This is a genomic window from Candidatus Frackibacter sp. WG13 (assembly GCF_900114655.1).
Lineage (GTDB): Bacteria > Bacillota > Halanaerobiia > Halobacteroidales > Acetohalobiaceae > Frackibacter.
The window spans coordinates 249,655-267,536 of record NZ_FOTT01000001.1 but is presented as its reverse complement, the minus strand read 5'-3'; the positions used below and the strand labels follow the sequence as shown (position 1 = coordinate 267,536).

Below are 17,882 nucleotides of genomic sequence, written 5' to 3'. Positions count from 1 at the left end.
GAGGTGAGCAAAATATAAAACTTACTTAATAAATATTAGACTTATTTAGCTAATAATATTTATACAAGTAAAAGGAGGTTTATGAATGCGCAGATTTAAAGTTTTAACTTTGCTACTAGTGTTGTTATTGATTCTTTCTTCTGTAAGTTATGCTAAGGATATAGAGATATCTGGTTCATTAAATAGTTATTTAGTAGGCAATCCAAATAACGGATTAATTGAAGAAGAAGAGAAGGTTAATTTAATCTTAGAAAAAGAGTTTGGTTTTGATGCTAACATGCATTTAGATTTAGAATTTAAATCAGATGCTAATAGCTCTACAACTACCTCGTTTAATGAAGCATATTTAAATTATTATACGCAGAATATGGATTGGCGACTTGGGAAACAAGAGATTAGCTGGGGGAGTGCGTATAAGATAAATCCGACAAGTTATTTTAATCCTAATGATTTAACAGCACTTAAACCCTTGGATGAAAAGCTAGGTGTCAAAGCAATTAAAGGTATCTATTATGCTCCTAAAGGATTAGAGATTACCGGAGTAGTAGTTCCGTTTTTTAGAGGGATTAGTTTAAAAAATAATGCAAAAGATAATGTGGGGGATAATGTAAAGAATATACAAAGTGGCTTCAAGGTAACAAAGCGGCGTTTTCATGACTATGATATATCATTAAGTGCTTATCATGGACGAGATAAGTTACCAGCAGTAGATAGCAAAGCTAATTTTATTTATCCTAAAGCTAATCGTGTAGGATTAGATATCATTGGTGATTTAGGAGATATGGGAGTATGGGCGGAAACAACTTATAGTGATTATCAAGACGAGCAGTTTAAGAATGTAATTGAAACTGCCGTAGGTATAGATTATAAGTTTGATAATAATCTATACTTAGTAGGTCAGGGTTATTATAAAGAAGGAAGAACAGAGAGTGAGCCGAGAGTTAAAGCAGCAAACTTTTATGTTTCTAAACCGATTTTTGATTTTCATGAGATAGAGGTTACTACTTTATATGATTTTGAAAGTGAAACTTCTTTAATAGAACCACAGTTTAATTATTCCTTGGCTAATTCTGTTGAATTACAATTAGGAGGAACCTATGTAGATAGTGCAGAAAAGGATACTAGTAGCGGTTTGATTTCTGCTTTAGGTCAAGATAGAATATATACAAGGTTAAATGTTGAGTTTTAATTAAGGAGTTGAAAGTATGAATTCCAAAAAAGAAAGAATATTTACGGCAGCTATTGATAAATTTTCACAGAAAGGCTCTACTAATACAACAATGCAAGAGATAGCAGAAACTGCTGGAGTAGGGAAAGGTACTTTATATCGTTATTTTGAAAATAAGGAAGACTTGATATATTCATTAATTCAGTATGGCATTAATAAGATGACAAATCAAGTTAAGGAGAAAATTTCTCAAGTGGAATTACCACTTGAGAAATTAAAAATAATTGTAGGTGCTCAGTTAGAATTTTATGATCAACACCAGAATTTTTGTAAATTTTTAACGAGAGAAATTTGGGGTTATCAAAGCAAGTTTGAAGATTATATTAAAGAAATTCGATCTAATAATACAGTGATAATTGAAAATATCATTAAAGATGGAATTGAAAGAGGAGTATTTAAAGAACTTAATGCGGAAACAGCAGCAGTTTCATTGAGTGGAATGATTAATATTACAGCGTTGCATTGGTTTATGTTTCAAGATAAGTTTCCTATAGAAAAAATAAGAAATGATATCATTCAACTTTATTTTAATGGGATAAAAAAATCAAATATTTAAGTTAATATGAAAGGTTTTATGCTTTCTCAAAGTATAAAGCCTTTTGTTTTTAATCAAATTTCCTAAAATAATAAATCATAATATTGGTTATTATTTTTCTTTATTTGACAAAAAAAGATAACATATGATATTATAAATACAAAGATAATGAAATTAATCACAATGTTTTTAAAAAAGGGGACTTTTTATTTTTACCTTGTAATCCCCTCCCTAATGCGGGGAGGTAAAGGTCGATTGTGAAAAAAATAATTATTTATTATACCCAGAATGTAAAAAGGGGGGTTACATAATTAAGTGATATTAAATGTAAATAGAAGGGGATTAATTTTATAATTAACAAGGGGGTATGAAAAATGATGAAGAAGACAATGGGTACTTTTATTTTAACTTTAGTGTTAGTTTCATTGTTGATTTCTCCAGTTTTAGCGACTAATGGGATGCAATTTATTGGTGTAGGGGCTTATCAGAAAGGAATGGGCGGTGCAATTACTGCTGCACCGTATACAACAGCAACGGCTATCACTAATCCGGCTGGAATGGCTTTGATTGGGATGAGAACTGATTTTAGTACTGAATTATTTGTGCCTAACAGATATGCTGATTTCCCAGATATGGGACCTTTAAAAGGCGGAAAAGATGAGGGTGGTTCTGAATTCTATATGGCACCAGCTATCGGTTGGAATGCTCCGGCTTGGTTTAATAAAGACATCTGTTTTGGTGGTGGGATGTATGGTGTTGCTGGTATGGGAGTAGATTATGGAGAATTACAAACACCTACTATTGGTTATGGGATGGACCAACAATTGGGACAGATAGCAACTTCGATGGGGCAGCCTGACCCGACAGGGGATAATAACCCTCAGAATGCCACAGGAAATATTTGGTCAAATTATCAATTTTGGAAGTTAGCTCCTTCGGCAGCTTATAAAGTAAATGACAAGCTAGCTATTGGTGGTGCACTTAATGTTGATTATCAGGCTCTGAGTTTTGAAAGTTATTATACAGGAGATTTCATGACAGATATAAATACAATGACTGGTAAAAATTTAAAACACTTCGGTTTTGACTTAAGTGAAACACAAGCTGCTTTTGGTGCTGGATTTACTCTAGGTACTATTTATCAATATAATGATGCGCTTACTTTAGGTGCTAGTTATACTAGTAAGCAGCATTTTACAGATTACGAATATCGTTTAGATAAGGGAGATATCTTAACTCAACAAGGTAATGAAATGTATTATAATGAAGCTGGAGTTTATAAGATGAACATGGATGCTCCTCGCCAGGTGGCGTTAGGAATGGCTTATCGCCCTAATCAAAAATGGTTAGTTTCTACAGATGTAAAGTGGATTAACTATAGTGATACTATGGATAACCTCTATTTAGAAGGTGACTTCAAAAATTTAATGACTGGTACTTCTAAGGATAGAATAGCTATGCCTTGGGGGTGGGATGATATTGTTACTTATTCTATAGGTATTCAATATAAATATAGTCCGAAATTAAATTTAAGAGCAGGTTATAATTATGGTGATTCACCAGTAGAGAGTGACGATGTATTTAATAACTTACCAGCGATTGCTATTGTTGAAGATCATCTTTCAGTTGGAGCTACTTATAAATTAGATGAGAATTGGGAATTGACTGCGACTTACATGCATGCTTTTGAAAATGAGCTAACAGATAGTATGTATAATGTTAAAAGTAGCCTAGAAGAAGATTCATTTGATGGTACAATAAGTTATAAGTTTTAATTAAATTTAACAAATTTATTTAAAATCAAGTTTTAAAATATTAGGGCTGGGTTTCTAATTAATAGAGGCCTGGCTCTTAATTTTTATATAGAAGAAATTTAGAGAAAAGAGATATAAATCAGGGGGAACAGACATGCGAAAGTTTAATGTTTTAGTTTTAACTTTGCTGTTGATTTTAATTTGTAGTTTAACGGTTTTAGCTCAAGGACAAGAAATAGAATTTTCTGGTTCATTAACAAATTCTTTAGTAGGATATACTAGTGATGGTCAAGTAGTAGCTCGGGAAGTATTTGATTTAGTTTTAGATAAAGATTTTGGTTTTAATGCGAAGATAACTCTTGATTTAGAATTTGAATCATATCATAATGGTCAGGAAGATATAAGAAATACAGAGATAAGCACACGTAAAGCTTATTTAGATTATTATACTAAAAATATGGATTGGAAAATTGGCAAACAGAATATCAATTGGGGACATGCGTATAAAATAAATCCAACGGATTATTTTACTACATATGATTTAACGTCTTTTAAACCTTTAGATGAGAAGTTAAGTGTTGAAGCACTTAAGGGAACTTATTATACCTCTAGAGAATTAGAAATAACAGGAGTTGTAGCTTCTTACTTTAAAGGGACTAAGTCAGATAGAAGAATGTTTGATTCAATAGTGGATAAGTTAGCTGGTGCTGTTGATAAAGAAGGAGATTTAGAGTTAGTAGAAAGTGATATTAAAAATACTCAACTTGGATTAAAGATTACTAAACGTTCTTTTTATGATTATGATATTTCTTTAAGTACTTATCATGGTCGGGATAAAATACCAGCAATTGATACTAGAAATTCTAGTTCAAACTTAGCCAAATTCGTTTTTCCTCAAGTTAACCGTTTAGGTATTGATATTATTGGTGATTTAAGGGAAGTAGGTATTTGGACAGAAATTGTTTATGGTAATTATATAGATGATCAATTTGATAGTATTATAGAGGCAGCGGTCGGTGCTGATTATAAATTTGAAAATAATCTATATTTAGTAGGACAAGGTTATTATAAAGAAGGAAGAACAGAGTTAGAAGAAGAAATAAAGGCTATTAACTCCTATATGATTAAACCAGTATTTAAGTTTCATCAAATTGAATTAAATATTTTATATGATATTAATAATGAAGCATACTTAATAGAACCTCAGTTTAATTATTCTTTAACTAATGCTATTCAGTTACAGTTTGGAGGGAGTATAGTAGAAATCGGCAGAGATGATAATGGTACCGGTATAGTCTCAAATTTATGTCAGGAAGACAAAATTTTTATTCAGTCAAAGGTTAATTTTTAAATAGAAGATATTTGATGTTTTTTGATTCTATGTTGTAAACTGCTAATAAATATGTTTTAATATAATTGATGGTTAATATATTACTTATATAGTCTAGTCTCATAATTAGATTATCAGCATAATTGACGTGGGTTTTTGGACGCTAGCAATTAAAATTATACAAGAGTCTTATATTATACTTGTAGATATATAATAGTAGGTTCAGTTAGGGAGGTAATGATTAATGATAAAGGAAGAAGGATTACCAATATTAGCAGGAGGGTTTGTAGCAATAGTCTTTGGGTTTTCATTTTTATTTACAAAAGAAGCCTTATCTTCAATAACTGCCTTTCATTTATTAGGGTTTAGGTTTGCTTTTGCGGTTATAATATTGACATTACTAAGGGTTTTGGGAATAATTAAAATTAATTTTAAAGGTAAAAAATTAAATACATTGCTATTATTAGCTTTCTTCCAACCAGTAACTTATTTTATTTGTGAAACTTTAGGTATCAAGATGACCTCTTCTTCAGAAGCAGGGATGATGATAGCTTTAATTCCTGTCTTTGTGACTATTTTAGCAGCGATTTTTCTTAATGAAAGACCTAGTAAAAAGCAGTTAGTATTTATTTTAATTTCAGTAATTGGAGTCTTATTTATTATTCTTATGAAGGGAAGTTTGGAAGTAAGTGGACAGCTAACAGGTATATTCATTCTTTTAGGAGCAGTAATTTCAGCCGGAATTTTTAATATATTATCGAGAAAGTCATCATTGCAGTTTAAACCTTTAGAGATTACATATATTATGATGTGGATTGGGGCTATATTCTTTAATATAGTTGCTCTTACACAACATTATATACAAGGCAATCTAGTGAATTATTTTCAACCTTTAGGTGATACAAGTATATTAATTGCTATTCTTTATCTAGGCGGTCTTTCTTCAGTAATAGCATTCTTTTTATTGAACTTTATGCTATCTAAAATTGAAGCTTCAAGGTCAGCGGTTTTTACGAATTTAACAACAATTATTTCTATAATTGGTGGAGTAGTATTTAGGAATGAACCTTTTTATTGGTTTCATATCATTGGCGGAATTATGATTTTACTTGGAGTGTGGGGAACTAATTATTATGGCAACTATGAACCGAAAGAAGTTGTTCCTAAAGGTTGAGATTGAGGCCTAGGTTAAGGCTAAGGTTAAGGTTTCAATGTTTTTAATCGTCAATTGAATTTTAAAGGGGGATTTATTAATGAAATCTATTCGTGAATATCTATGGTTTAATACGGACGAGAGGGTTGAATTTATCAATATAACTCGGAAAGTACAGGAAATAATTGACGAGAACGGAATTCAAGAAGGGTTATGCTTAGTAAATGCCATGCATATCACGGCTAGTGTTTTTATTAATGATGCAGAAAGTGGGTTAATTTCTGATTTCAAAGAATGGTTAGAGGAGTTGGCTCCTCATGAACCTACTTCTCAGTACTTACATAATCGAGGAATAGAAGATAATGCAGATGCTCACTTAAAACGGCAGATTATGGGAAGAGGAGTCACTGTAGCAATTACTGAAGGAGAGCTAGACTTTGGACCATGGGAACAGATTTTTTATGGTGAGTTTGATGGTCGGCGGAAAAAAAGAGTTATGGTAAAGATAATAGGAGAATAAGATATCAAAATCAAAAGAGAGCAAAGGTGTAAGTTATAATAGATAATATTGATAATAGTAATCAATTTGAAGAAAAGTGTTGACAGTAAATAATAATTATGTTATTCTATTTAAAAATGAAGATTTAGAGCAAGGTAGAGGAGCGGTAGCTAAAAGTAATCTTAATGAGCAGATGTCAGTAATGATTTAAGATGAAAGGAGCTATTGCCGAAATCTTAAAATAGACATCGATTTTAAGATTGAAACTATAATTAATAATTATAGTTTTGTCACTAATAGGTGAAGAGCTATCTTATAGACTGGTTATAGATTTAAACGGTTATGAGATAAACTACATAACCGTTTTTTAAATGTCATCATATAATATAAGAAACATAGAGAAGTATAGTCAAATTAAATAAGAGGATTTTGAGGAGGAGTAGTGAGAGTATGGAATTACATGGAACGATGGAGATTAACGATGAAGGCATTTTAGAAATTGGTGGTTGTGAGGTAAATAAGATTGCTGAAGAGTACGGTACACCTTTATACATTCTTGATGAAAAAGAGATTAGAGATAACTGTCGAGCTTATAGAAAGGCTTTTGAAGAATGGTATCCAAATTCAGAGACTATCTATGCTAGTAAGGCCTTTATGTCACTAACTATGTGTAGAATTGTTGATGAAGAGGGCTTAGGTTTAGATGTTGTTTCTGGTGGTGAACTATATACTGCTTTAGAGGCAGATTTTCCAGTAGAAAAGATATATTTCCACGGTAATAATAAGACACCTGAAGAATTAGAGATGGCTTTAGAAGCAGGAATCGGAAGAATTGTAGTCGATAATAATTATGAACTAGAATTATTAAATGGAATAGCAGCTGAAAAAGATAAAGTAGTAGATATCTTAATTAGAGTAACACCAGGAGTAGAAGCTCATACTCATAGTTATATCCAAACAGGACAGACAGATTCTAAATTTGGTGTTGGTATTCAGAATGGTTTAGCTTTAGAAACGATTAAGAATGCTATTAAGTTAGATAATATATCTGTAAAAGGGATTCATTGTCATATCGGATCTCAGATCTTTAATCTTGAATCATTCGGTCTAGCAGTAGATGTTATGTTAGATTTTGTAGAAGATGTAAAGGAAGAGGCAGACCTAGTAATGGAAGAGCTTAATCTTGGTGGTGGAATCGGTATTAAGTATACAGAAGATGACCAGACTGTAGATATTAATGAATATGCAAAGATTGTTTCACAGGCTATTCAAGAAAAATGTGACGAGTTAGAGATTCCGTTACCTAAAGTAATTAACGAACCTGGCCGTTCTATTATTGGTACAGCCGGTTCTACAATTTATACTGTCGGTTCTATTAAACAGATTCCGGATATTAGAAAGTATGTGGCTGTTGACGGTGGAATGCCTGATAATATCCGTCCGGCACTTTATGATGCAGAATACGAGGCGATTGTAGTTAATAAAGCTGACCAAGAGACAGAAGAAGTAGTTTCAATTACAGGTAAATGCTGTGAATCTGGTGATATGTTAATTTGGGATATTGAGCTGCCAGAATTAGAATCTGGGGATATTCTATTAGTTTCTTGTACTGGAGCTTATGGTTATTCAATGGCCAACAATTATAATAGTCTACCAAAACCAGGAGTGGTATTGGTTAATGATGGTCAAGTAGAAGAGATTATTCGTAGAGAGCAGTATCAAGATTTAGTGGCAAAAGAAGAAATTCCAGCAAAGTTAAAAGGTAATAACTAAGAATCTGCTGCTTCTTAATTATACGAATGTCACAATTAATTATATAAAATCTATAGTTAAAGAAGAATTTTTGAGTTAATTATGATATTCTGCTTGTTATACTAAACCTTACTTAATTATTAAGTAAGGTTTAGTTTTTTTGTTTGAAATTATATGCCTTTCTAAATAGCTCGATTTATGGTATAATAGAAGTTGATGTTTATAAATTGCAGGAGTTGATAAAGTGAAAATAATAACTAGTCATCTCGGAACCGATTTTGATGGTCTAGCGGCTATGGTAGCGGCTAGTAAATTATATCCGAATGCTATTATGGTCTTTTCCGGTAGGTTAAGCCAAAATGTTAAAGATTTTATGTCATTGTATAAAGACCGGATTATTATTAAGAGGCCTAATGAGATTAAAGAAGAAATAGCAACTTGTCACGTAGATAAATTAATAGTAGTAGATACTAGAATTGGTAGTCGAATAGGTGAATTGGAAGAGTTGGCTAATGATTCAGAAGTGGAGTTAATCATTTATGATCACCATCCAGAATTAGATGAAGAGATGAAAGGTGATTGGCAATTAGTTAAAGCAGTAGGAGCAACTACTAGTCTTCTGTGTCAGGAAATAGAGAAACGTGGAATTGAAATTACTCCTTTTGAAGCGACATTATTTACTTTAGGGATTTATGAAGATACTGGTTGCTTAACTTTTACTTCAACTACTGCTCTTGATGCTGAGGCTGTTTCATTCTTACTAGAAAATGAGGCCAACTTATCAGTTGTTAATCAATTTATTGAGCGTCCTTTAAGTTCGGCTCAACAGGATTTATTTACACAATTATTAAATTCATTAACCGTACATGAATTAAATGGATTGAAGGTTACGACTTATGAAGCAAAGGTTGATGAGTATATCGGAGGCATAGCTTACTTAACACATAAATTAGATGACCTTAATCGTTCTGATGTTGTCTTTACTTTAGTGCGATTAGGTTCGAAAGTATTAGTAGTGGCACGGAGTAATATTGATGCGGTCGATGTTTCTGAGATAGTGACTGAGTATAATGGTGGCGGCCATGCTAAAGCAGCATCAGCTATGATTAGAGACGAAGATATAGTTTTAGATGATTTAAAAGCTGAGTTGATAGGGTTAGTACAACAAAAGATGAAACCATCAGTTTTAGCTAAAGATATTATGTCCAATCCAGTTAAAACGATTACTCCTGATGAATCAATTGAAGAAGCAGAGGCAATAATGCTTCGTTATGGACATTCTGGTTTAATTATTACTAAAGATGAAGAGATTGTAGGAGTTATCTCTAGAAGAGATATAGATAAAGTGCGTAATTATGATCTGATGCATGCCCCTGTAAAAGGATATATGTCGCGTGGGGTAGTTACTATTAATGAAGAGACTACTTTTAAAGAGATTCAACAAGAGATGGTAGAGCATGATATTGGAAGATTGCCGGTAATGAATGATGATGATGAATTAGTCGGAATTGTAACTCGAAGTGATGTTCTAAAGGTTCTATATGGGCAGGCTGACTATATCAAAGGACAACAGAATCGATATGGAAGAAGTATGGTTGAGGTTTCTGAAGAGAGTTCTAATGTAGAGAATTTATTAGCAGATTTAGATTCAGATCTATTTGATTTACTAGTAAAAGCAGGTAGAGTAGCTGACCAGTTAGAACTTAATCTCTATATAGTTGGTGGCTTTGTCCGTGATTTAATTTTAGGAGTTAAGAACTTAGATTTAGATTTAGTCATAGAAGGCGATGGTATCGATTTTGCTTATAAATTGGCTGAAAGATTAGAAGGTGAAGTGAAAGAAGTTCATAAAGAGTTTGGAACGGCGATTGTTAAGTTAACAGATGGCTTGAAATTAGATATTGCAAGTTCTAGAGTTGAATATTATGAATATCCAGCAGCACCTCCACAAGTAGAAGCTGCTTTACTTAAACAGGATCTATTTAGGCGTGATTTTACGATTAATGCTTTGGCTATTCAGTTAAATGAGAAAAGATTTGGTAGATTAATTGATTATTTTGGTGGAGAAGAAGATTTAGAAGAAGGAATAATTAGAATTTTACACAATTTTAGTTTTATTGATGACCCTACACGAATTTTTAGAGCATTAAGGTTTGCCAACCGTTATGAATTTGAAATAGAAAGCTTGACTAAAGAATTAATTGAGCATGCTATTAATCAAAATGTAATTAAAGGCTTATCATCTGGAAGGTTAGGAAATGAATTATTTTTAATGTTGTCTGAAGAAAAGGCAGGATATATTCTGTTAGACTTAGATAAGTTTGGATTATTGGCGTATTTTCATCCTAAATTAACCTGGGGGGAAGAAGAATATCGTTTAGCCTTAGAAATTCCTTGGATAAATGATTGGCTTGAGCATTTAGAAATAACTGAGGATGTAACAATAAAAATTTGGCAGTTATATCTAATAATTTTAACTAAGTCTTTATCTGAGCACGTCATTAAGCATTTATTATTAAGATTGAAGTTTTCTAAGGCCTTAATTGATAAAGTGATTTTTGCTAAGAATGAAGCCAAAGATATTTTGAACTTGTTATCTAGTTCAGATATAAAACCTAGTAAAGTATATTATCATTTAGAACCATTAAGTACTGAAGAAATATTATATTTAGTATTATTAACTGATGAGGATGAAGTTAAAGACTGGATTCAAGATTATTTTTTAAATTTGAGAAGGATAGAATTAGAAGTAACAGGCAAAGATATTATTGATTTAGGATATAAGCCTGGGCCTTATTTCAAAAAGGCATTGCAAAAAGTTAAGAAGGCAAAACTAAATGGGAATTTTAATAGTTATGAAGATGAATATAAGTATCTTAAAGATTGTTTAAAAGAATTAAAGAAGGAGTGTAGTGAATAGATGCAGATAGCTCGTTTTATACTTTTGATTCCATTAGTATTATTATCTATATCGCTTCATGAGTATGCTCATGGCAAGATGGCAGACTTATTGGGAGACCCAACACCAGGAATGACGGGAAGATTAACTTTGAATCCATTGGCTCATTTAAGTTTGATGGGGACTTTAGTTTTATTAATCACCCAAAGGTTTGGTTGGGCTAAGCCGGTGCAGATTAATCCGAGGTATTTTTCTAACTCTCGCCAAGGGATGATGTTTGTAGGGCTAGCAGGTCCATTAGCTAATATATTTCTAGCAGTTATATTTGCTGTTCTATTTAAGAATTTTGCATTTAATTTACCGACAGTAGTGGCTATTTTTCTAAAATTAGGAGTTGGAATTAACTTAGGTTTAGCTATATTTAATTTAATTCCGTTGCCACCATTAGATGGTTCGAAAATTTTAAAAGGGTTACTACCAAGAAAATTTGATAAGATTTTGCATGAAATTGAGGCTTATGGTCCTTTTATTTTGTTATTCTTTGTCTTTACAGGCTTATTAGGTAAAATTATAGGACCAGTTTGGATTATTTTTTATAGACTACTTTTGTAAAGGGAGGAATCAATTATGGCAAAAGGAAGAATATTAAGTGGAATGCGACCTACTGGCAAGTTGCATGTAGGTCATTTAGTAGGAGTATTAGAAAATTGGGTAGAACTACAGAAGGAGTATGATTGTTATTTTGAAGTAGCAGATTGGCATGCTTTAACTACTAAGTATGATCAAACTGATGATATAAAAGATAACACGCGAGAGCTAGTGATAGACTGGATTAGTGCTGGTATTGATCCAGAAGAGAGTGTTATTTTTGTTCAGTCTGATGTTAAAGAACATGCCGAATTACATCTGTTATTTTCAATGATTACTTCAGTTGGTCGTCTAGAGCGGGTTCCAACTTATAAGGAACAGATTGAGGAATTAAACTTGGGTAATTCTGTTCCTTATGGTTTATTAGGTTATCCAGTCTTACAAGCAGCAGATATTTTATTATATAAAGGTGATACTGTACCAGTGGGTAAAGATCAATTACCACACTTAGAACTAACACGTGAAATTGCGCGAAGATTTAATTACCTTTATGGTGAAGATGATGAAATACTTCCAGAACCAGAACCTAAATTAACTAAAGTGCCTAAATTATTAGGAACTGATGGACGTAAGATGAGTAAGAGTTATGGTAACGCTATCTTTTTAGGTGATAGTGAAGAAGAGATAGAAGATAAAGTAAGAGAGATGGTAACCGATCCACAACGTATCCGATTAAAGGACCCTGGTAATCCAGATGTTTGCTCTGTTTATGATTATCATAATATATTTAATACAACAGAAGTAGAAGAATTAGCAACAGGCTGTCGTGAGGCAGGGATTGGATGTATGGACTGTAAAAGGAATTTAAAAGATGTTTTAACTAATGAATTAGCTAAGATTCGAGCTAAACGAGAAGAATTAAAGGCAAATCCTGAACAGATTGATGATATTTTAAATGCGGGTGCTAAAAAGGCTAGAAAGTTAGCCCAAGAAACAATGGAGGAAGTAAGAAACGCAATGAATCTGTGATCGAGGTGAAAGCATGAGTTATGAAATAAAGATAGATGCTTTTGAGGGACCGATTCCCCTTTTGTTACATCTGATTAAGAAAGATGAGGTAGAGATATATGATATCTCTATCTCTGAAATTACAGAGCAGTATCTAAATTATATAGCAGCTATGCAAGAGTTGAATTTAGAAATTGCAAGTGAATTTTTAATCATGGCTGCTAATCTAATTGAGATGAAATCAAAGATGTTGTTGCCGGATGATAACGAAGATGAGGATGAGGAAGAAATTGATCCAAGACAACAGTTAATTAACAGGTTACTAGAGTATAAAAAGTATAAAGAATTGGCGGATAGCTTAAGAGACTATGAAGAGACACAGAGAAAGAGATATACTAGAAATATGGAATCAATCTTAGCTGAAATCGAGTCTGATGAAATAGAAGTTAATCCATTAGAGAATATATCACTTAATCAATTTGTCGATACTTTTGAAAAAATATTAAAAACAAAGACAGAAGAAAAAGAAGATGATGAAGAAGAATCAGAGGATAAGTTATCTCATGTTAATAGAGAAGATATAAGCATTAAAGATAAAATAGTAGAACTAACAGCTAAAGTTGAAGAAGAAAAGGAAGTTAAATTTGACGAATTATTCGTTAATGATTCTACTAAATTAGAGATTGTAGTTACCTTTATGGCAATTTTAGAATTGATTAAATTACATAAAATAGGAGTTAGACAGAATGGTGTTTTTGGACAAATTGATCTTTATCTGTTAAAGGAAAGGGTTGATAATGATGGTTAAAAGTCAAAAAGCTCTTATTGAGGCTTTACTTTTTACAACCTCGGAACCTTTACATATTAAAGAAATAAAAGAAGTGACGGAACTAGGTGCACGTAAGATTAAAGAGATTATTAAAGAAATAAGAGATGATTACGATAACCCTAATCGGGGTGTCCAATTATTAGATGTTAATGGCGGATATCAAATTAGGACTAAACCAGAATATGAAGAATACATCAAAGAATTACATAAGCCAGAAATAAATAATCGGTTAACTCAGGCTTCCCTAGAAACTTTAACAATCGTTGCTTACAAGCAGCCAGTAACCAGAGCTGAAGTTCAGGATATTAGAGGAGTTAATGTAGAAAAGCCGTTAAAGACTCTACAGAAACGCGGTTTAGTAATTGAATTAGGTCGTAAAGAGACTATTGGCAATCCAATCATTTATGGAACTAGTGATAAATTTCTTGAATACTTTGGGTTGAATGATTTAAGTGAATTGCCATCTCCACAAGACTTTTCAGAATTAAATGAGGAAACTTTATTAGAAGAAGAATTGGAAGACGAGGAGTTAGAAGAGTTAAAAAGTGAAGAGTAATAGTATTTAAGAGCTACAGTGATTAGACTGTAGCTCTTTTTTCTTTTAACTATACAAAAATTTCATCTGAATGTATATTAATCTTTTTAAGGGGAAAAATAACCAATGTACTAAAAGAAAGGAAATCAAAAGGTGGAGAAGATGAGTTTGATTATATTACCATTATTAATGGTACCATTAATAATCTATTTGATACCTATTAATGTATTTATAGAGTACCAACGAGAAGATAATAAAGATCAATTAAAGATTTGGATGGAAGTCTTTTTTGGTTTAATAACTTATAAATTACATATTCCTTATATAGAATTAAAACAGTTATTTGCACGGCCTTTATTAAAATTCAGAGCAGAAATTGAAGCAACTGGTTCACCCAAAATGGAGGTAGAAAAAGAAAAGCCCTTAGCAATTCACAAAATTGATTGGGAAAATTTGACAAAACAGATTAAATTCATGAAAGGCTTTGTTGATCAATTTGAAGCTATAGAGAGAGGATTAGATACTTTTAAAGATGAACTACATCGCTTAGATGAATTAACTTTACGAAATCCAATTTTATTAAGAATTATTGGTACTCTAATCTTAAGTATTAAAGGAGAATGTAAAAAGCTTGTCTGGAAGACCAACTTTGGCGTAAAAGACCCTGCTGTAACAGGAATATTAACAGGAGTGTTATGGTCAATAAAGGGGAGTATATATTCTTTTTTAAGTCAGAATACTAAGAAGATGGTACAGCCTAATCTACAAGTTTGTCCTAATTTTAATCAAGTTGATAAATTAGAGGTTGATTTTACAAGTATATTTAGTTTGAAATTAGGCAACATTATTACTAAAGGTGTAAAGATAATCTTTAAAAGATATAAAAGGAGGTTTTCAAAGCGATGGCAGACCATCCAATTGAAGCACTAATGAATACAGCTATGGAAAATATTAAAGGCATGGTAGATGTAAATACGATTGTAGGTGACCCAGTGGAGACAGCAGATGGGAGTGTAATTGTTCCTATTTCTAAGGTGAGTTTTGGTTTTGCTGCTGGTGGTGCTGAGTATACTGATACTTCGAATCAACAACAAGATGGAGGTAAGAATGGTAATGGTAGCAATAAGAAACCTTTTGGTGGAGGTAGTGGAGCTGGTGTAATGTTACAGCCAGTAGCGTTCTTAGTAGTTTCTGAAGAACAGGTACGATTATTACCAGTAACCGATAATGCGGTAGTTGAACGGCTTATTAATGTAGCACCTGAATTAATGAAAGAAATAAAATCAATGGTAAAAAATAATTCTAAAAATGATAATAGTTAAATAATATATAAATGGAAGATACTTATATATATTAGTTTTAAATGGAGGGGAAGGGAGTATGAGTTGCTTCAAAAGTAATAAGGTTACTTTTTCACGAAAACATAGTTTAATAGCACTATTAATAATGTTAGTGATATTAATTAATACTAATGGTATTGCCATAGCAAAGCCGAGTGTTACAGCAAGAGCAGCTATCTTAATTGATGCTGAAACTGGTGAGATACTATATGCTAAGAATCCACATGTAAAACGATCACCAGCTAGTACTACTAAAATTATGACTGCAATTTTGGCTATTGAAAATGGAAACTTAGATGATAAAGTAAAAGTAAGTAGGAGAGCAGCTTATGAGGGAGGATCGTCTATTTGGCTAGCTGAAGGTGAGGTATTAACCTTAGAAGAATTGTTATATGGATTATTATTAAATTCCGGTAATGATGCAGCGGTAGCGATTGCAGAACATATCGGTGGGAGTGTAGAAGAGTTTGCACAGATGATGAATCGGAAAGCAAGAGAGATTGGGGCGTTAGATACTTCGTTCCAAAATCCTAATGGGCTGCCACAAAAAGGGCATCTAACTACAGCTTATGATCTGGCGATGATAGCACGTTATGCACTACAAAATAAAACTTTTGCTAAAATAGTGGATACTACTCGGAAGACTATTTCATGGGGTTCACATGAATATGGGCGTTCTTTATTAAATACCAATCGTTTACTACGAAGGTTTGATGAGGTAGATGGAGTAAAGACTGGATATACAGATGCCGCTGGTAGATGTTTGGTCTCCTCAATGACACGGGAGGGGAGACAAGTGATTTCAGTCGTCTTAAAGAGTGGACAGATGTGGCATGATTCAATAAAATTATTAAATTATGGATTCGATAACTTTAATCGAATCCAGTTAGCAGCAAAAGATGAGGTAATATATTCTGCTCGGTTGGAAGCATTGGAAAACCAAAGATTAGAAATGGTTGCTTCACAAGAATTTGCAACTGTAGCTTCTGAGGGTAAAGAGATTAAGGTTAGAAAAGAGATTATTATAAAAGATAACTTAAAATTACCTATTGCTAAAAAAGAACAGATTGGAAAAGTTACCTTTTATGTTGATGATGAACTAAAAGGAACTATTCCTTTGTTAGCTAAGGAAAAGCTAACAACTAAAAATAAATTTAATAAATTATGGCAATGGTTAACTAATCAAGGTCCATCTCTAACCTATTTAAAGTGACCCCTAATCTTTCTTGCCCCTCTCCCTCCTCAACGAAGACTTTTATGGCTTTATTAAGGATTTTCATTAATTCTTCTAAGTCACTTAAATCAGTTACTATATTAGCTAAATGAGGATGTCTCCCTAAATGTCCCCCAACCTGGATTTGATACCCAACTTTTTTTATAGTAAGAGCTTCTGTAGGACAGGCTTTTACACAGTCACCACAGAAGATACATCTATCAAAATCTATATCCGGTTCTTCATCATTAAGCATAATGGCATCTTCTTGACAGGTACTAAGACATCTTTGGCAACCAATACAGAGATCTTCTTGGATTTTAGGTTTTAATTGACCAACAATTGCAAAATCTTTAATTTGTGGTTTAGAACAGCCATTGACACAGCCTGAAATGGCTAATTTAAACATATGATGTGGTAGAATGTATTCTTCATCAACTAACTTTTTATGTAATCTCGGTGCAATCCTACTTTCTTTTAAGGTATTTTGGATTAATTTATTAACTTCAGTTACATCTATTACATTACGGGAACATCTCTTTGCACCTCGACATAATTCTATGTTAAACATTTTATCGCTATCAAAGCCTGACCGCTTAATCATTCGTTTAATCATATAATTACTAAATTTCTTTTTAAATTGCGATAATAGTTTCTTCATTTGCAAATCACCTCTCTTAATTATATTTTATTCTATTTAATCGAAAAAATCAATTTTGAATCTTCTAGAAAATGAATTTAAATTTTAAAAGCAGGATAAGATAAGCAATAGTATTATTCAATTAAGAAGTAGGTGAGTATAATGAAATATTTAATTACATTTTTAGTAGTAGTTACTTTAGTTTCGTTCAGTTATATTACATATGTAACGGTTAATAATCTTAAGACTCCAGATTTAAACAAGAGGTATTTAGCAGGAAAGAAAGTTTGGCATAAAAATGGGTGTGTTGATTGTCATACGATCTTTGGGAATGGCGCTTATTTAGCTTCTGATCTAACCAAAACGATGAGTAATCGAAATGCAGAATGGATTAAAAAGTTCTTTAAAAAAAGACCAGCGATGCCGCCGAATAGAACTAAAAGACATCCTGGGCTTTCAGAAGGTGAGACTAAAGATATGATTGCTTTTTTACGTTTTGTGAATAAGATTGATACTAATGGTTGGCCACCTAAAACTTTATTGGAACCTAAATTAAGAGATTATAATTTAAAGTAAAGA

At 32.3% G+C, this 17,882-nt stretch carries 17 protein-coding genes and 1 riboswitch; of the genes, 16 read left to right on the top strand and 1 reads right to left on the bottom strand.

Annotated features, from left to right (window positions below; genetic code table 11):
• Positions 1 to 85: 85 nt before the first annotated feature.
• The 15 genes from BM077_RS01400 (at position 86) to BM077_RS01330 (ending at position 16,663) form a co-directional block, all read left to right on the top strand.
• The gene (locus tag BM077_RS01400; protein ID WP_089747371.1) at positions 86 to 1,189 is read left to right on the top strand and encodes a hypothetical protein; all 1,104 of its coding nucleotides are present in this window, start codon (positions 86 to 88) and stop codon (positions 1,187 to 1,189) included.
• A 16-nt stretch (positions 1,190 to 1,205) separates the two neighbouring features.
• Positions 1,206 to 1,784 (top strand): TetR/AcrR family transcriptional regulator, encoded by a 579-nt coding sequence (locus BM077_RS01395; RefSeq protein ID WP_089747368.1) that lies wholly within the window; start codon positions 1,206 to 1,208, stop codon positions 1,782 to 1,784.
• A 353-nt stretch (positions 1,785 to 2,137) separates the two neighbouring features.
• On the top strand, positions 2,138 to 3,538 hold the full coding sequence (locus BM077_RS01390; RefSeq protein ID WP_089747367.1) for an OmpP1/FadL family transporter: 1,401 nt from the start codon (positions 2,138 to 2,140) through the stop codon (positions 3,536 to 3,538).
• A 133-nt stretch (positions 3,539 to 3,671) separates the two neighbouring features.
• Positions 3,672 to 4,868 (top strand): hypothetical protein, encoded by a 1,197-nt coding sequence (locus BM077_RS01385; RefSeq protein ID WP_089747365.1) that lies wholly within the window; start codon positions 3,672 to 3,674, stop codon positions 4,866 to 4,868.
• A 223-nt stretch (positions 4,869 to 5,091) separates the two neighbouring features.
• Complete coding sequence (locus tag BM077_RS01380; RefSeq protein WP_089747364.1) at positions 5,092 to 6,021, top strand: DMT family transporter; 930 nt, start codon at positions 5,092 to 5,094, stop codon at positions 6,019 to 6,021.
• A gap of 79 nt (positions 6,022 to 6,100) precedes the next feature.
• Positions 6,101 to 6,520, top strand: a complete 420-nt coding sequence (locus BM077_RS01375; protein WP_089747363.1) for a secondary thiamine-phosphate synthase enzyme YjbQ — start codon at positions 6,101 to 6,103, stop codon at positions 6,518 to 6,520.
• 127 nt (positions 6,521 to 6,647) lie between these two features.
• Positions 6,648 to 6,818: riboswitch (Lysine riboswitch) on the top strand.
• A 131-nt stretch (positions 6,819 to 6,949) separates the two neighbouring features.
• Positions 6,950 to 8,272 (top strand): diaminopimelate decarboxylase, encoded by a 1,323-nt coding sequence (gene lysA / locus BM077_RS01370; protein ID WP_089747361.1) that lies wholly within the window; start codon positions 6,950 to 6,952, stop codon positions 8,270 to 8,272.
• 223 nt (positions 8,273 to 8,495) lie between these two features.
• Positions 8,496 to 11,171 (top strand): CBS domain-containing protein, encoded by a 2,676-nt coding sequence (locus tag BM077_RS01365; protein WP_089747359.1) that lies wholly within the window; start codon positions 8,496 to 8,498, stop codon positions 11,169 to 11,171.
• Entirely contained in the window at positions 11,172 to 11,762 is a 591-nt protein-coding gene (locus BM077_RS01360; RefSeq protein WP_089747356.1) for a site-2 protease family protein, read from the top strand.
• 15 nt (positions 11,763 to 11,777) lie between these two features.
• Positions 11,778 to 12,767, top strand: a complete 990-nt coding sequence (gene trpS / locus BM077_RS01355) for a tryptophan--tRNA ligase (protein WP_089747353.1) — start codon at positions 11,778 to 11,780, stop codon at positions 12,765 to 12,767.
• A 13-nt stretch (positions 12,768 to 12,780) separates the two neighbouring features.
• A complete protein-coding gene (locus BM077_RS01350; protein WP_089747351.1) occupies positions 12,781 to 13,554 on the top strand; it encodes a segregation and condensation protein A in 774 nt (257 codons plus the stop codon).
• On the top strand, positions 13,547 to 14,131 hold the full coding sequence (gene scpB / locus BM077_RS01345) for an SMC-Scp complex subunit ScpB (RefSeq protein ID WP_089747614.1): 585 nt from the start codon (positions 13,547 to 13,549) through the stop codon (positions 14,129 to 14,131). Before BM077_RS01350 ends, scpB begins: the two co-directional genes overlap by 8 nt.
• A gap of 141 nt (positions 14,132 to 14,272) precedes the next feature.
• Positions 14,273 to 15,040, top strand: coding sequence for a DUF2953 domain-containing protein (locus BM077_RS01340; protein WP_089747349.1), 768 nt, complete (start codon positions 14,273 to 14,275; stop codon positions 15,038 to 15,040).
• Entirely contained in the window at positions 15,013 to 15,432 is a 420-nt protein-coding gene (gene ytfJ, locus BM077_RS01335; RefSeq protein ID WP_089747347.1) for a GerW family sporulation protein, read from the top strand. The genes BM077_RS01340 and ytfJ overlap by 28 nt, the downstream gene beginning before the upstream one ends.
• A gap of 58 nt (positions 15,433 to 15,490) precedes the next feature.
• Positions 15,491 to 16,663, top strand: coding sequence for a D-alanyl-D-alanine carboxypeptidase family protein (locus tag BM077_RS01330; protein ID WP_089747344.1), 1,173 nt, complete (start codon positions 15,491 to 15,493; stop codon positions 16,661 to 16,663).
• Here BM077_RS01330 and BM077_RS01325 read toward each other — a convergent pair.
• Positions 16,629 to 17,324: a 4Fe-4S binding protein gene (locus tag BM077_RS01325; protein ID WP_089747341.1), complete on the bottom strand. Its 696-nt coding sequence runs from the start codon at positions 17,322 to 17,324 to the stop codon at positions 16,629 to 16,631. The two genes, BM077_RS01330 and BM077_RS01325, sit on opposite strands and share 35 nt — an antisense overlap.
• A 141-nt stretch (positions 17,325 to 17,465) precedes the next feature.
• On the opposite strand from BM077_RS01325, the gene BM077_RS01320 reads away from it, so the two are divergent.
• Positions 17,466 to 17,879: a c-type cytochrome gene (locus BM077_RS01320; RefSeq protein ID WP_089747339.1), complete on the top strand. Its 414-nt coding sequence runs from the start codon at positions 17,466 to 17,468 to the stop codon at positions 17,877 to 17,879.
• Positions 17,880 to 17,882 lie beyond the last annotated feature (3 nt).

Coding starts and splice junctions, on each gene's coding strand:
- BM077_RS01400 (WP_089747371.1), top strand. CDS start 86: ATGCGCAGATTTAAAGTTTTAACTTTGCTACTAGTGTTGTTATTGATT.
- BM077_RS01395 (WP_089747368.1), top strand. CDS start 1,206: ATGAATTCCAAAAAAGAAAGAATATTTACGGCAGCTATTGATAAATTT.
- BM077_RS01390 (WP_089747367.1), top strand. CDS start 2,138: ATGATGAAGAAGACAATGGGTACTTTTATTTTAACTTTAGTGTTAGTT.
- BM077_RS01385 (WP_089747365.1), top strand. CDS start 3,672: ATGCGAAAGTTTAATGTTTTAGTTTTAACTTTGCTGTTGATTTTAATT.
- BM077_RS01380 (WP_089747364.1), top strand. CDS start 5,092: ATGATAAAGGAAGAAGGATTACCAATATTAGCAGGAGGGTTTGTAGCA.
- BM077_RS01375 (WP_089747363.1), top strand. CDS start 6,101: ATGAAATCTATTCGTGAATATCTATGGTTTAATACGGACGAGAGGGTT.
- lysA (WP_089747361.1), top strand. CDS start 6,950: ATGGAATTACATGGAACGATGGAGATTAACGATGAAGGCATTTTAGAA.
- BM077_RS01360 (WP_089747356.1), top strand. CDS start 11,172: ATGCAGATAGCTCGTTTTATACTTTTGATTCCATTAGTATTATTATCT.
- trpS (WP_089747353.1), top strand. CDS start 11,778: ATGGCAAAAGGAAGAATATTAAGTGGAATGCGACCTACTGGCAAGTTG.
- BM077_RS01350 (WP_089747351.1), top strand. CDS start 12,781: ATGAGTTATGAAATAAAGATAGATGCTTTTGAGGGACCGATTCCCCTT.
- scpB (WP_089747614.1), top strand. CDS start 13,547: ATGGTTAAAAGTCAAAAAGCTCTTATTGAGGCTTTACTTTTTACAACC.
- BM077_RS01340 (WP_089747349.1), top strand. CDS start 14,273: ATGAGTTTGATTATATTACCATTATTAATGGTACCATTAATAATCTAT.
- ytfJ (WP_089747347.1), top strand. CDS start 15,013: ATGGCAGACCATCCAATTGAAGCACTAATGAATACAGCTATGGAAAAT.
- BM077_RS01330 (WP_089747344.1), top strand. CDS start 15,491: ATGAGTTGCTTCAAAAGTAATAAGGTTACTTTTTCACGAAAACATAGT.
- BM077_RS01325 (WP_089747341.1), bottom strand. CDS start 17,324: ATGAAGAAACTATTATCGCAATTTAAAAAGAAATTTAGTAATTATATG.
- BM077_RS01320 (WP_089747339.1), top strand. CDS start 17,466: ATGAAATATTTAATTACATTTTTAGTAGTAGTTACTTTAGTTTCGTTC.